Raw genomic sequence first — 12,722 nt, 5'->3', positions numbered from 1 at the left:
TCGCTCAGTTGCTCTGATTGCGTGCTTCCAGCCGTTCGAGGTTCACAACCGTCGATAACATGAGGCGGTCATGGCTCCAATCCTCGGTCTGCCGCACCGAAGCAGCGGCCAGCCCCAGGACGATTGCAAACACGATTGTCAGGCCGAGGAACAGGAAAGGCATCGACGACTGGATTGTTGGTGCTTCGGCCAGTGCGACTACGCGTTGGCGCAGTACGCGTTTTGCCTTGCCGCCGGTGACCAGTGCGACGTTCAGAACACGCGGGCTGCGCAGAGCAATACTCTTTGCGCAATAGTCCAGCAGACAAGCGGTATAATCCCGTGCGTCGATACCGCGACGGGCAACGACGGATTGATCGCAGGCAAGCTCGCGAAGCCGGTCAAACTGGTATTTCAAAAACACATAGGCCGGGTTCCAGAATAGAAGCGGGCGCAACAGCTCGAAACCCAGTTCCCATTCGACATCACCGGCGCGCACGTGTTGCAACTCATGCGCCAGCGCGAACCGCAATTCGCGTGGGGTATCAAGAAGATGGCTGGGTATAACGACATGACGCCTGCGCAATCCGCGTACTGCAAAGGGGACAGTGATCCGGTCCGACAAACGGATATCTACCTTGGATGACCTACGCCACAGGAAGCTGTTGTTTATCGTGCCTCGGATCGCCCATGCATCATAAGCGATGCGCAGCGTGTAACCCGCTGAGACAATGGCCAAAAGAACCAGCGCAGCAGACACAAGCGGATATTCACCGGACAGCACCAGATCGGCCCAGCGTTGACGCGTATTCAACAGAGATTCAAACTGTGTGGCAGGCATTGCGATTTCGCCGCGCAAGTAGGCTGCGACTGCGATATCTCCGATGGCAACCGCGCCTCGGGCAGATATCTGGGCGGCTAGCGCAAAAACGCCCATAGCCAAAATAGGGCTGAGGACGACGCACAGGCAAAGGGCTTTGAGCGCCCGAAGCTGCGTGACGAACCCATATTGCAAACTTGTTCTTGCAAGTGCCGCTCGGACCGCCAGCCAAACAAGAGCAGCCAGCGCCAAGACGAGGTTCAATTCGAGATAGGTGTCGAGAACCGGTTTAACTGCTGTCATTTTGCAGTCTCCTTTCTACCAGTGCCCGAATTTCCTCAAGATCGGCTTCGCTGAGGCCCGCGTCATCCACCAGACGCGCAACCAGCGTGGCAGGTGTGTCGTCGAACAGAGTTCGTGACAGGTTCTGCAGCGACCGTGCCTGATACCTGTCTTTCTCCAGAAGCGGTGTATAGATCAGCGTCTTTCCGTCCTTGCGGCTTTCGACGAACCCTTTTTCATCGAGAATGCGCAGGATGGTCGCGCCGGATGTATACGCGAGATTTCGTTCTGGTGGCAGGCGATCAAGCACGTCACGGACCGAGCCCTGACCCAGCGCCCAAAGCTCGTTCATGAACTCCAGTTCGACTTCGGTCAGCAGGTTTGTTGTCTTTTTCTTTCGCATCGGTCTTTCGTGTCGCATTTTTTAGTATGCCTGACAGACAAGCATCCTTTCGCTGTTTCGCAAAGCCTAAACTTTCCAGAAAACGAAGAAGCCCCAGCCGATGGACAGGAATAGCGGTGTCCAGACGGGCTGGCCCACCAACCCCAGCCAGGCAAGGAAGATGTAAGCTGATCCAAGCAGAGTGATAAACAGCCGATCCCCCAGTGTGGTCGTCAGGCCCAGTACGCCCCGCCGTTCAATCCCGTCGCGGAACTTGGTGACTTCGAGAACACCGATCAGCGCAATAGCCGAAAAGATGCCCACAAACACGGCCAGTGTCGCCGGGGTCCATGCCATCCAGAAATCGGGCCACAGGGGGTCCGTCCAGGAAAACCCTTTCTCTTCCTCCTGCCCGACATTGCCCCAGCCGGCTTTGGCTTGGGCTAGGGCGGTTGAAGGCAGGAAGGGGAGGGCAAGAAGTAGTTTACGCATATCGAACCTCACACACGGCCCATCGCGAAACCGCGCGCGATGTAGTTGCGGACAAACCAGATGACGATGGCGCCGGGGATGATGGTCAGCGTCCCGGCAGCGGCCAGCAAGCCCAGCTCATACCCTGCGCTGGAGGCGGTGCGGGTCATCACGGCGGCGATGGGCTTGGCCTCGACCGCGGTCAGGGTTTTGGCCAGTAGCATCTCGACCCACGAGAACATGAAGCAGAAGAAGGCCGCCACGCCCACGCCTGCTTTGATATTGGGCAGGAAGATCGTCACGAAGAAACGCGGGAAAGAATAGCCATCGACATAGGCGGTCTCGTCCAGTTCCTTGGGGATGCCGCGCATGAAGCCCTCCAGAATCCAGACCGCCAACGGCACGTTGAACAGCGTATGCGCCAGCGCCACGGCCAGATAGGTGTCGAACAGGTGGATCGACGAGTAGAGCTGAAAGAACGGCAGCGCGAAAACCGCTGCCGGAGCCATCCGGTTGGTCAGCAGCCAGAAGAACAACTGCTTGTCGCCCAGGAACCGATAGCGCGAGAACGCATAGGCCGCAGGCAGGGCAACGCAGACCGAAAGCACTGTGTTCAAAGTCACATAGGTGATCGAGTTGATGTACCCCCAGTACCACGTCGGATCGGTGAAGATCGTGATGTAATTGTCCAACGTAAACGTCTGGGGAAACAGGGAAAAGCCCGACAGGATCTCGTTCGTGGTCTTGAAGGACATCGCCACCAGCCAATAGATCGGAAGCATCAGGAACGCGATATAGAGGATCGGGATAAGGGACCGCTTCTTCATTGCGCGTCATCCTTTGTCATCAGAGTATAAAAGAGCCACGAGACCAGCAGCGTGATGGCGAAATAGATCAGGCTCATCGCGGCCGCCGGGCCAAGGTCGAACTGTCCCAGCGCGATCTTCACAAGGTCGATCGACAGCAGTGTGGTCGAGTTGCCGGGGCCGCCACCGGTCAGAACGAAGGGCTCGGTATAGATGTTGAAACTGTCCATAAAGCGCAGCAGAACGGCGATGGTCAGGACGGTTTTCATCTTGGGCAGTTGGATATAGCGGAACACCGACCACGGGCTGGCACCGTCGATCTTGGCGGCTTGGTAGTAGGCGTCCGGGATCGACACGAGGCCCGCATAGCACAGCAGCACCACAAGCGAGGTCCAGTGCCAGACATCCATAACGATGACAGTGATCCAAGCCGACAGGGGCTGTTGCGTCATGTCATAGTTGATGCCCAGAACGTCATTCAGGAAATATCCCATCAGCCCGATTTTCGGCAGGGTGAAGATGTTCCACATGGATCCCACAACGTTCCACGGGATCAGCATCGGCAGGGCCATCAGCACCAGACAGACCGGCACCCAGAAGCCTTTGCGGGGCATGGACAGGGCCACGATGATGCCCAGCGGCACCTCGATCAGCAGGATCAGGAAGGTAAAGAGGAACTGCCGACCGAGGGCCGCTTGGAACCGGTCCGAGCGGAGGATTTGCTCGAACCAGCCCAGCCCTTCCCAGAAGAACTGGTTGTTCCCAAAGGTTTCCTGCACCGAATAGTTGACCACCGTCATCATCGGCACCAGCGCGTTGAATGCGACCAGCGCCAGAACGGGCAGGACAAAGAACCATGCCTTCTGGTTTTCCGTTCTCATTGCGCCCGCTCCTCGGTTGCGATCCAGCCGTCGCGGTAGACGCGGGATTGTTCAGGTTTGAATTGCAGGAAGACCTGTGATCCGGGTTCGGGCACGGTGTGTTCGGTCACGGCCTTTAACGCGGTGTTGCCGACCATCGCGCTGACCACATAGTGACGTCCGATGTCCGCGACCTTGGTGACATGTGCTGGAATACCGGTGTCGCCAAAGCCCACATATTCCGGGCGGATACCCAGATCGGTGCGGCCTCCGTCGCCGCTGGTTGGGCCTTCCAGCATGACCTCGTGGCCTTCAAACAGCGCACGGTCGCCTTTGGCCTCACAGGGCAGGACATTCATACCGGGTGATCCGATGAAGTGGCCGACAAATGTGTGCTGAGGGCGCTCGAACAGTTCAACCGGAGTGCCGATCTGAACCACTTCGCCTTCTTGCATGACAACGACTTCGTCGGCGAAGGTCAGCGCCTCGGTCTGGTCGTGGGTCACGTAGATCATCGTCGCTTTGACGCGCTGGTGCAGCTCTTTCAGCTTGGACCGCAGTTTCCATTTCAGATGGGGGTCGATCACGGTCAGCGGTTCGTCAAACATCACCGCGTTCACGTCATCCCGGACCAATCCGCGCCCCATCGAGATTTTCTGCTTGTTATCAGGGCTCAGGCCGCTGGCGCGCGTGTTCAGCATATCCGTGACATCCAGCATCTCGGCGATCTCACCGACACGGCGCTTGATCGTTGCGGCCTCCACGCCCCGGTTTTTCAGCGGAAAGGCCAGATTTTCGCCAACGGTCATCGTGTCGTAGATCACCGGGAACTGGAACACCTGCGCGATGTTACGTTGATCGGGGGGCAGGGCGGTGACATCCTGACCGTCGAACAGAATCTGACCCTCGGACGGGGTCAGCAGGCCCGAAATGATGTTCAGCAGAGTTGACTTGCCGCAACCGGACGGACCCAGCAGGGCATAGGCACCGCCATCGCGCCATGTCACATCAATTTCCTTCAGCGCGTAGTCCTCTGGGCCTTTCGGCGCGGGCATATAGCTGTGCTTGAGGTTTGAAAGTTTGATCTGCGCCATTAGACCACCCTTGTCCCGTCTTGGCTGAAATACCGGCAATGCGCTGGATTCATGTAGAAACTGTGATCTTCACCAACTTGATAGGGGTGAACGCCTGCCGCCAGTGACACCCAGGCGTCGTTCCCATGTTGGAAATGTGCACTGGAGTCCGACCCCGACAGCTCGGTCACGATCACGCGGCCCGTCAATTCGACATCGGCGTCCGAGGTGCGGAATGGGGTCACCCGGTGCGGGCGCACGGCGACCATGTAATCTCCGTCAGCGATGTTTGAGACAGCCCAGCCACCGCCCCCGGCAAGTTGCGCTTGTGCGCCTGAAACCGAGATGCGTGCCACGTTAATCGGGGGGTCCGAGAAGACGCGGGCTGCGGCGATGTTTTCGGGGTTGCGGTAAATGTCGGCGGTGGGACCGAATTGCGTGACACGGCCGTCTTCCATCAGCGCGGTATAGCCACCCAGCAGCAGCGCCTCTTCGGGTTCAGATGTGGCATAGACCACCACCGCGCCGCGTCCGGCGAACAAATCGGGCAGTTGTTCACGCAGTTCTTCGCGCAGTTTGTAGTCGAGGTTGGCCAGAGGTTCGTCCAGAAACACCGCGCGACTTTCCTTGGCAATGGCGCGGGCCAGAGCGGTGCGTTGCTGCTGCCCGCCCGACAGCTCGTGCGGACGGCGGTTCAGCATGGGGCGCAGTTGCAGCAGGTCGGCGGCTTCTTCAACACGGCCTTCGATCTCGGATTTTGCCATGCCCGCCACGCGCAGCGGCGAGGCGATGTTGTCGAAAACGGTCATATGCGGGTAGTTCACAAAGAACTGGTGCACCAAGCTGATCTGCCGCTTTTGCGTGTTCAGCCGTGTCACGTCCTGCCCGTCCATCAGGACTTTGCCCGATGCAATCGGATCCAGCCCGGCCATCATCTTGATCAGAGAGGTCTTGCCCGATCCTGTCGCACCCAGCAGCACATTGAAATGGCCGGTCTGCAGGGTCAGGTTTGTGGGCTTGATGTGGATGACGTTGCCAACCCGTTTGGTGGCGTCTTGAAGTTCGATCATCGGGGAATCTCGCGGGGTAGTCCGGGGGTAGGCCGGGCTTGAGCCCGGCTTACGGTGTTGCGTTTACTGAGACTGCCAGCGCTGAACCAGTTCGTCATAGTTGACGGTCTGGCCTTGCGGCTTTTCGTTCTCAAGCTTGGCCTTGGGCGAACCGGCCTTCTCTAGCCAGAAAGCGGGGTCCTGCGGCTCGTTCAGACGCGGACCACAGCCGCCGTAGACACCGGCGCTTTCATCTGCGGCCTGCATCCGGGCCATGGTGATGTCCATTTCTTCGGCCAGACGGTCCATCGCCTCTTGCGGGGTGAACGCGCCCGAGTTCACGTCACCGATCTGCTGCCACCAGATTTGGGCCAGCTTCGGATAGTCCGGCACGTTGATGCCGGTCGGCGACCATGCCACACGGTCGGGCGAGCGGTAAAACTCGACCAGACCACCCAGCTTGGGTGCGCGTTCGGTGAACGACTCGTGGTTGACCGAGCTGTCGCGGATGAAGGTCAGACCCACGTGGGACTTCTTCACATCGACAGTCTTGGACGTCACGAACTGGGCATAGAGCCACGCCGCCTGAGCACGATCTTCAGGCGTCGATTTCAGGAAGGTCCACGACCCAACGTCCTGATAGCCAACCTTCTGGCCCTCTTCCCAATAGGGACCGTGCGGGCTGGGCGCCATCCGCCACAGCGGTGTACCTTCGTCATCCACGGTGTTGTTGCCTTCGGATTTCGGCTTCACCATGTCGGCGGTAAAGGCGGTGTACCAGAAGATCTGCTGGGCCACGTTGCCTTGGCTGAGTGCTGGCAGCGATTGGTAGAAGTCATAGGACGCCGCACCCGGAGGCGCATAGTTCCGCAGCCACTCATCCCACTTACGGATCGCATATACCGCAGCCGGGCCATTGGCCGCACCACCGCGCGACACCGACGCGCCGACGGGGTTACAGGTGCCCGCTTCCATGCGGATGCCCCATTCGTCGACAGGGACACCGTTCGGCTCGCCCACGTCACCGGCACCGGCCATCGACAGCCAGGCGTCGGTCATGCGCCAGCCCAGGTCAGGTGCGCGCTTGCCGTAGTCCATGTGTCCATAGATCGCGACGCCGTCGACTTCTTTCACGTCATTGGTGAAGAACTCGGCGATGTCTTCGTATGCGGACCAGTTGACCGGAACGCCAAGATCATAGCCGTACTTTTCTTTGAAAGCCGCCTTGTTCGCTTCGTCATCGAACCAGTCCTTGCGGAACCAGTAGAGGTTTGCGAACTGCTGGTCGGGCAGCTGATACAGCTTGCCATCGGGACCGGTAGTAAACTGAATGCCCATGAAGTCACCAAGATCCAGCGTCGGCGAGGTTGTCGCTGCCCAGTCGCCTTCCATCATGTCGGTCAGCGGATAGGCCAATTGCAGACGCGAGTGGGTGCCGATCAGGTCACTGTCGTTGACATAGCCGTCATACAGGTTCCGTCCGGTCTGCATCTGTGTTTGTACAGCCTGAACCACTTCACCCTCACCGAGGATCTGGTGGTTGACCTTGATGCCGGTGATTTCCTCGAACGCCTTGGTCAGAACCTCGGACTCGTAGGAATGGGTTGGGATACCCTCGGACAGGACGTTGATTTCCATGCCGGCGTAGGGCTGTGCAGCTTCGATGAACCATTTCATTTCACCCATCTGTTCGTCTTTCGACAGGGTCGATGGCTGGAATTCGTCGTCAATCCAACGTTGCGCTGCGGCTTCGTCGGCCCAAGCAGTACCGTGCCCCGCAATGACGGCCGCCGCCGCCACTGCGGAAAGTAGATGTCTCCGCATCTGTCTCCTCCCAAAGATTATGTGATCCGGCGCGGACCGGATAGCGATCAGCATCAGCGATTTCCAGCTTTGCTGTCAAACTAATTTTTTAGTACTTGAAGTTACCGTGAGTTAATAAATTGTTATTTAAATGTTTTTTGGGATAGTCTGGTGTAGCCACGTAGTGTTTTCTGGGATTGAGGCTGAGGCGAGACTGAACTACATCTTTTCTTGCCAAGTGCTTGATTCTTTGTAAGCTGACCGTGGATTCACTCGTTTTGGGGGATTTTGCCCGGCGTCGTGGCTTCAATAAATTTCTTTTAGATGACTGAGGATAAGTGATGTCCCAAAGTCTTTTAAAGTACACGCGTGTTCTGGAAATTGTCGGGGACACAATCAAAGTCAGGGTGCCGCTGGATGGCGAAGCCGATGCCGCGGTTCGGTTCAACGACCTAGCCGTGATTGAAACGGTCGACGGCCACAAAACGTTGGCTCAGGCAATCTTCATCGACCGAGACGTGGTGACCTTGCAGGTGTTCTCGGGCACCAAGGGCATCTCGACCGAGGCGACGGCGACCTTTTTGGGCCACCCGATGCAGACACCCTATTCGGCCAACATTCTGGGCCGCGTCTTTGATGGGGCAGGGGTGGCTATTGACGGCGGGCCAGACCTATCGTCCGAGCCACGGATCGACATTGGCGGGCCGACGGTGAACCCTTCGGAACGGGCGGTGCCCAACAAGATGATCCGCACCGATGTGCCGATGATCGATGTGTTCAACACGCTGGTCGAAAGCCAGAAAATCCCGATCTTTTCTGTCTCGGGCGAGCCTTTCAACGCCTTCCTCAGCCGGATCGGTATTCAGGCGGACGCTGATATCGTGGTCTTTGGCGGGCTGGGGCTGATCTTTGACGATTACCACACGTTCCGTACGTCGTTTGAGGATGCAGGTGTGTTCTCGCGCACGGTGATGTTCGTCAATCAGGCGATGGATCCGCTGGTCGAACGGTTGCTGGTGCCTGATATGGCGCTGGCTGTGGCCGAGAAATTCGCGGTTGAGGAAGGCAAGCGCGTGCTGGTCCTGCTGACCGACATGACCGCCTATGCCGACGCGATGAAAGAGGTGGGGATCAGTCAGGAACGCGTACCCTCGCAACGCGGTTATATGGGCGATCTCTATTCCCAACTGGCGCGGCGGTATGAGAAAGCGTGCGACTACGCCAAGGGCGGCTCGGTCACGGTTCTGACTGTGACGACGATGCCCGGCAATGACGTGACCCACCCCGTGCCCGACAACACGGGCTATATCACCGAGGGGCAGTTTTACCTGCATTCTGGGGTGATTGACCCGTTCGGTAGCCTTTCACGCCTCAAGCAGAATGTGATCGGTAAAACCACGCGCGAAGATCACGGGCAGATCATGAATACGATGATCCGGTTCTATTCCGAAAGCCGCGATGCTGCGCAGAAACAGGCGATGGCGTTTGATCTATCGGATTACGATCACCAGTTGCTGAAATTCGGTGCTCTGTTCCGGGCGCGGTTCATGGATATCAATGTCTCGATCCCGCTTGAGGACGCGCTGGATCTGGGGTGGAAGACACTGGCCGAGTGTTTCCAGCCCGAGCAATTGCTGATGAAGCAGGCTTTGGTCGACAAGTATTTCCCAAAGGATACCGATGGCGCGGTTGCAGCTGAATAAATCGTCGCTGGCCCGCCAGCAGACACAGCTGAAAAGCTATGAGCGGTTCCTGCCGTCGCTGGACCTCAAGCGCCAGCAATTGATGGCGGAACGCGCCAAGGCGCGCGAAGACGTGCAACGCCTGCAGCAAGAGGTGCATGATCTGGCGCAGCAGGTCGGGGAAAAACTGCCGATGCTGGCGCAGCAGGGGGTCGATCTGGATGGGCTGGTCGAGCTGAAAGACTATCAGTTGAAAGAGGTCAACGTGGTCGGCGTCAAGATGCCCGATCTGGACCGGATCGAGGTTTCGGTGCGGCCCTATTCGGTGTTGGCAAAGCCCCATTGGGTCGATGCCGCCGCCAGCTTGCTGCACGACATGATCGAAGCCCGCCTGCGCGTCAAAGTCGCCGAGGAACGCGTGCGCATTTTTGACAAGGCCGTGGCCACGATCACGCAGCGGGTGAACTTGTTTGAGAAGGTTCTGATCCCGCGTGCCAAGGCCAATATCAAAAAAATCCGCATCTATCTGAGCGATGAGCAGATGCAGGCGGTCGTGCGCTCGAAAATCTCTAAGCGCAAACATGCGCAGGAGGCGCTGACATGAGCGTCGCGCGGCTGAAAAAACTGTCCCTCGTTGGCCCAGCCGCGCAGAAGGGCGACACGCTGGAGGCGCTGCAAGAGCTTGGCTGTATGCATGTGCTGCCGCTTGCTCCTCCGCCAGCCGAGCCGGAAAAGATCAGCGAACGCGGGGCGCGTCATGCGTATAAGGCGCTGCGGTTCCTGACGGATGTGCCTGAGCCGCGCCGACAGATACAACGTGATCCCGCGTTTGAGATGGATCAGTTCGTTCGCGATGTGCTGGACCTGATGCAGCGCACCCGCGATATGACGGATCGCCGGGATTTTCTGGCCTACCGGATCGCGCGGGTACGCCCTTGGGGGGATCTGGATTTCCCGCCGACCGATGTGCTGGCGGGCAATCGGCTGTGGTTCTACCAGCTTCCCCTGAAACATCGCGAGGCATTGTCGGACATCAATCTGCCTTGGGCGATTTTGCAGGAGGACCATCGGTATATTTACGCCGTTCTGATTGCGCCCGATGATCCGGGCGATGACATCTTGCCGGTGCCGCGTACTCACACCGGGTCTTTGCCGATTCACGAATTGGAAGCGCAATTAGAGGAGGCTGAGATCGCGATTGAAGCGCTTGAGGCCGAACGGGTTGCCCAGACTCGCTATCTGACCCTGATGCGTCGGAACCTGTCAGCGGCAGAAAGTGCTGCGGAACTGGCCCATGCGACCCAGAAGGTCCGCGATGCGGAGGCGATGTTCGCATTGCAGGGCTGGGTGCCCGAGGACCGCATCGAGGCTGTGCTGGACATGGCCAAATCCAAGGACGCCGCTGTTCTGATCGAAGAACCGGGATCGGATGACAATCCGCCGACCCTGCTGGAGCAACCGGAAAACCGAAGCGCGGCAGTCGACCTTGCCCTGTTCTATCAGGTGCCGGGGTACAAGGACTGGGACCCAAGCATCATCGTCGCGGCCTCGTTCGCGTTTTTCTTTGCCATGATCGTGGCGGATGCTGGGTACGGAGCGGTCATTCTGTTGGGCCTGCTGGCGTTCTGGAAACGGATGGGTAAAACGCCAGGTGAAAGGTCATGGCGCCAATATGGAGTAATCATTTCCGGTGCCACGATTGTCTATGGGGTGCTGGTCGGAAGTTATTTCGGTGCATCACCGACCGAAGGCACGGTTTGGGCCAAGCTTAAGATACTGGACCTCAACAACTTTGGCGCGATGATGATGATTTCGATCGTGGTGGGCGTATTGCATCTGGTGTTGGCCAATGCTTTGGCCGCGCGCGCGGCGTGGGGGCAGCGGAGGGCCATTGCAAACCTCGGCTGGATCGGTGCTTTGATCGGCGGATTTATCCTGTGGCTCAGCTATATGAAGGGCGGGTCGATGGTGCCGGGGTCGGCTGTATTGGCTGCGGGTGTTCTGGCGATCGTCCTGTTCTCAAGTGAGCGGGTGGCCCGCAAACCAATCGATTGGCTGTGGCGCTTGATTGACGGGCTGCAAAGCCTTGCCGGTGCGATGGGTGCCTTTGGCGATGTGCTCAGCTATATGCGGCTGTTTGCGCTGGGGCTGGCCTCGGCGTCGCTTGCGATCACGTTCAATGATCTGGCTGTTTCGGTGATGCAGGCGATGAAGGGGCCGGGCATTCTTTTCGGCCTGCTGATCCTGATCGTCGGCCATATTCTGAACTTCGCCCTCGCGATGATGAGCGGCGTCGTTCACGGATTACGTCTCAATTACATCGAATTCTTTAAATGGGGTCTGCCGGATGAAGGCATTGTCTTTCGCCCGTTCGCCCGCAAGGAGGTACAGGAATGAATGAGCTTGTATTGACATTGGGTTGGCTGGGTATCTACGCGCCAATGGCGTTGGGCGCGGCGGCAAGCGCCATTGGGTGCGCCATCGCTGGGCAGGCCAGCATCGGCGCGATGACGGAAACCGAAGGCGGCTATGGTCGGTTCGTCGGTGTCTCGGCATTCCCGTCTACGATGGTGATCTACGGTATCGTCATCATGTTTACCCTGAACCGCGAGGTGACGCCCGAAAATGCAGGCGGGCTGTTTGGGATCGGTATCCTGTCGGGCATCGCGCTTATGTATTGCGGTATCTGGCAGGGTCGGGCCTGCGCCGCGGCGATCAATGCAACGAAAGAGAAACCTGAAATCTTCGGCTTGGCGCTTGCTCCGGCGGCGATCATCGAAGGATTTGGCGTTTTCGCCTTCGTATTCGCATTGGTCATCAGCGCGGGGATTAGCTGATGGCACAGGATGGCATGATCTCTCACGGTGTTGATGCCCTGATCGACAAGCTACGAAACGATGGGGTTGCCGCAGGTCAGGCAGAGGCCGAGAAGTTGCGCGCCGAGGCTAAGGCTGAGGCCGCCAAGATCCTCGCAGATGCCAAGCGCGAGGCTGAGGCGCATCAGAAGAAAGCCCGCGCCGACTCGGACAATTACCGCGCCGCTGGAGAAGAGGCGCTGAACACCGCGATGCGCGATGCCGTGTTGACCATGAAAGCCGGTCTGACCGACCGCTTCCGCAAGGATGTCGAGCGCCTTGTCACCAAGGAAATGGCCGATCCTGAGATGCTGAAACAGATGATCCTTGAGGTTGTAGGGCGGGCCGCAGCAGGTGCCAAGCTGGACGGTAAAGTGCAGGTGATCCTGCCCGCGAAAGTGGCCACTCAGGAAGATATCAAGCAGAACGCCGACGATATCCAGTCCGGCAAATTGACCAAGTATGTGCTGGGTTTGACAGCCGAAATGCTACGGGAACAAGTCGAATTGCATGCGTCAGACGATACGCAGGATGGCATCCGAATTCAGGCCGAAGAACAGGGCGTCGTGCTGGACCTTACCGACAAAGCCGTAGCCTCGCTGTTGATGGAGCATCTGCAACCCAGATTCCGCGCCGTGCTGGAAGGTGTGATCCGCTGAC

Annotated in this window: 13 protein-coding genes; 5 read left to right on the top strand and 8 right to left on the bottom strand. The window is 58.3% G+C overall.

Annotation, left to right across the window (positions count from 1 at the left end):
• Positions 1-4: 4 nt before the first annotated feature.
• From ACR0B7_RS06270 to ACR0B7_RS06235, 8 genes are all read right to left on the bottom strand, one after another.
• The gene (locus ACR0B7_RS06270; protein WP_170482909.1) at positions 5-1,102 is read right to left on the bottom strand and encodes a M56 family metallopeptidase; all 1,098 of its coding nucleotides are present in this window, start codon (positions 1,100-1,102) and stop codon (positions 5-7) included.
• The gene (locus ACR0B7_RS06265; RefSeq protein ID WP_170383532.1) at positions 1,089-1,484 is read right to left on the bottom strand and encodes a BlaI/MecI/CopY family transcriptional regulator; all 396 of its coding nucleotides are present in this window, start codon (positions 1,482-1,484) and stop codon (positions 1,089-1,091) included. Before ACR0B7_RS06265 ends, ACR0B7_RS06270 begins: the two co-directional genes overlap by 14 nt.
• A gap of 66 nt (positions 1,485-1,550) precedes the next feature.
• On the bottom strand, positions 1,551-1,955 hold the full coding sequence (locus ACR0B7_RS06260) for a DUF2160 domain-containing protein (RefSeq protein ID WP_170410577.1): 405 nt from the start codon (positions 1,953-1,955) through the stop codon (positions 1,551-1,553).
• 8 nt (positions 1,956-1,963) lie between these two features.
• Entirely contained in the window at positions 1,964-2,761 is a 798-nt protein-coding gene (locus tag ACR0B7_RS06255) for a carbohydrate ABC transporter permease (RefSeq protein ID WP_170410573.1), read from the bottom strand.
• Positions 2,758-3,621 (bottom strand): carbohydrate ABC transporter permease, encoded by an 864-nt coding sequence (locus ACR0B7_RS06250; protein ID WP_170383538.1) that lies wholly within the window; start codon positions 3,619-3,621, stop codon positions 2,758-2,760. The genes ACR0B7_RS06255 and ACR0B7_RS06250 overlap by 4 nt, the downstream gene beginning before the upstream one ends.
• Positions 3,618-4,694 (bottom strand): ABC transporter ATP-binding protein, encoded by a 1,077-nt coding sequence (locus ACR0B7_RS06245; protein ID WP_170482907.1) that lies wholly within the window; start codon positions 4,692-4,694, stop codon positions 3,618-3,620. The genes ACR0B7_RS06250 and ACR0B7_RS06245 overlap by 4 nt, the downstream gene beginning before the upstream one ends.
• Entirely contained in the window at positions 4,694-5,743 is a 1,050-nt protein-coding gene (locus ACR0B7_RS06240) for an ABC transporter ATP-binding protein (RefSeq protein ID WP_170482905.1), read from the bottom strand. Before ACR0B7_RS06240 ends, ACR0B7_RS06245 begins: the two co-directional genes overlap by 1 nt.
• A 63-nt stretch (positions 5,744-5,806) precedes the next feature.
• Positions 5,807-7,546, bottom strand: a complete 1,740-nt coding sequence (locus tag ACR0B7_RS06235; RefSeq protein ID WP_170482903.1) for an ABC transporter substrate-binding protein — start codon at positions 7,544-7,546, stop codon at positions 5,807-5,809.
• A 320-nt stretch (positions 7,547-7,866) separates the two neighbouring features.
• Between ACR0B7_RS06235 and ACR0B7_RS06230 the strand changes: the two genes are divergently transcribed.
• The 5 genes from ACR0B7_RS06230 to ACR0B7_RS06210 are packed head-to-tail and all read left to right on the top strand — an operon-like array spanning position 7,867 to position 12,721.
• Positions 7,867-9,228, top strand: coding sequence for a V-type ATP synthase subunit B (locus ACR0B7_RS06230; RefSeq protein ID WP_170482901.1), 1,362 nt, complete (start codon positions 7,867-7,869; stop codon positions 9,226-9,228).
• A complete protein-coding gene (locus ACR0B7_RS06225) occupies positions 9,206-9,811 on the top strand; it encodes a V-type ATP synthase subunit D (RefSeq protein WP_170410557.1) in 606 nt (201 codons plus the stop codon). The genes ACR0B7_RS06230 and ACR0B7_RS06225 overlap by 23 nt, the downstream gene beginning before the upstream one ends.
• On the top strand, positions 9,808-11,604 hold the full coding sequence (locus ACR0B7_RS06220) for a V-type ATP synthase subunit I domain-containing protein (RefSeq protein ID WP_170482898.1): 1,797 nt from the start codon (positions 9,808-9,810) through the stop codon (positions 11,602-11,604). The genes ACR0B7_RS06225 and ACR0B7_RS06220 overlap by 4 nt, the downstream gene beginning before the upstream one ends.
• Positions 11,601-12,044 (top strand): ATP synthase subunit C, encoded by a 444-nt coding sequence (locus tag ACR0B7_RS06215; RefSeq protein WP_170383554.1) that lies wholly within the window; start codon positions 11,601-11,603, stop codon positions 12,042-12,044. Before ACR0B7_RS06220 ends, ACR0B7_RS06215 begins: the two co-directional genes overlap by 4 nt.
• A complete protein-coding gene (locus ACR0B7_RS06210) occupies positions 12,044-12,721 on the top strand; it encodes a hypothetical protein (protein WP_170410551.1) in 678 nt (225 codons plus the stop codon). Before ACR0B7_RS06215 ends, ACR0B7_RS06210 begins: the two co-directional genes overlap by 1 nt.
• The last annotated feature ends 1 nt before the right edge of the window (position 12,722 follow it).

Source organism: Ruegeria sp. BB6 (genome assembly GCF_056539385.1).
The sequence above is the reverse complement of the archived record's forward strand: the minus strand, read 5'-3'. Positions and strand labels throughout refer to the sequence as shown.